Source organism: Leisingera sp. F5 (assembly GCF_001593695.1).
In genome coordinates this window covers 1-1,542 of record NZ_LUKH01000864.1, presented here as the reverse complement: position 1 = coordinate 1,542, position 1,542 = coordinate 1, and the positions used below count along the sequence as shown (strand labels likewise).

The window sequence follows — 1,542 nt, the reverse complement described above, 5'->3', positions numbered from 1 at the left end:
TCCGCCACAAGTTCGCTGGTGCCGAGCGCCGGTGCCGCGTGCATCGCGACGCTGGCCGGGTCCAGACCCTGGTTTTCGTAATACAGCCCGGTCAGCGGGCTTTCGTATTTGCGGAACTTGGCTGACGTGCTGCCTTTGGGCTGAAACCCCGGCGTATAGGACGTTTCGGTGGCACGCGGCACGTCGAAGGCCGGGTCGGTCTCTGCGGTGCCGGTCTGGCCGCACAGCGCCGCGCGCAGGAGATCATGTCGATCCAGCGCGACATCGCGCGCCGTCGCCGCCGCCGCCTGTTCCTGCTGTTCACGCGACTGTCCTTCTTCGTCTTCGCCCCGACGATCTTGGCCGGGTATTACTTCTTCGTCGTCGCGACGCCGATGTATTCGTCGAAATCCGAATTCCTGATCCTGCAGGCCGACAGCACCGGTGGCACCGGCCTCGGCGGTCTGCTTCAGGGCACGCAATTCGCGACCAATCAGGATGCGATCGCGGTGCAGTCCTATCTGGAATCCAAGGACGCCATGTTGCGTCTGGACCGCGAGGCCGGATTCCGGGACCATTTCACCCAGGATTGGATCGATCCAATTCAGCGGTTGAACCCGAATCCGACGAATGAAGAAACGTATGGGGCATACTCCAAACGTGTCAGGATCGGCTATGACCCGACCGAAGGTGTCATTCGCATGGAAGTAACCGCTGCCGATCCCGAAGTGGCAGCAACGTTTTCACGCAATCTGATTTCCTACGCTGAAGAACGGGTAAACGCATTGAGCGATGAAAGACGCGAAGACCAGATGCGCGAAGCCCGCAGCGCCTTTGAGGAAGCGGCCCAGGCTCGACGCGAGGCGCAGCATGCATTGGTCAACCTTCAGCAGCGCGGATCCGTTCTGGACCCCGAAAGCGTGATCGCCAGTTTGCGCGGCCGCATCGATTCTGTCGAAGTTCAGCTCCAGGAAAAGGAGCTGCAACTGGCCGCCCTGCAGGACAATGCACGGCCCAACCGGGCAAAAGTGTCCGGCGCCGAGGCGGACATCCGGCGGCTGAAAGCAGTGATCGCCAGCCTCAACAACCGGATGATCGACGCCTCAGCCGGCGAAAATTCGCTGGCCAATCTGCGGATCCAGATTCAGATGGCTCAAGCCGATCTCGCGACCCGCGACCTGATGCTGCAATCGGCCTTGCAGCAAGTGGAAACCACCCGTCTGGAGGCCAACCGCCAGGTCCGCTATCTGACCACCGCAGTGGAGCCTGTTCCCAGCCAGGAACCGTCTTATCCGCGCAAATTCGAGAATACCATTTTGGCTTTCCTGATCTTTTCCGGTATTTACTTGATGTGCTCGCTCACCGCATCGATCCTGCGGGAACAGGTCTCATCGTAAAGCTATCGGAAGCTCATGAAAAACATCGATATCGCCGGCCTCACCATCGGCAATGATTGTCCGCTGACATTCATTGCCGGCCCCTGCCAGCTGGAAACCGCAGATCACGCCCGGATGATTGCCGGGCAGCTGAAAGAGGCCTGTGACAAGGCCGGCGCCCAGTTTG

General features: G+C 60.2%; 1 protein-coding gene and 2 pseudogenes. 2 read left to right on the top strand and 1 reads right to left on the bottom strand.

The features are described 5' to 3' along the window. On the bottom strand, nt 1-182 hold a 182-nt coding region (locus A2I95_RS36870; protein ID WP_291737438.1), incomplete at its 3' end, for a hypothetical protein. A 33-nt stretch (nt 183-215) separates the two neighbouring features. Between A2I95_RS36870 and A2I95_RS36865 the strand changes: the two are divergent. Together A2I95_RS36865 and A2I95_RS36860 are read left to right on the top strand one after the other, a co-directional pair. Next, nucleotides 216-1,376: pseudogene (locus A2I95_RS36865) on the top strand (capsule biosynthesis protein); the annotation flags it as partial. Between the two features lie 15 nt (nt 1,377-1,391). After that, a pseudogene (locus A2I95_RS36860) lies at nt 1,392-1,542 on the top strand (3-deoxy-8-phosphooctulonate synthase); the annotation flags it as partial.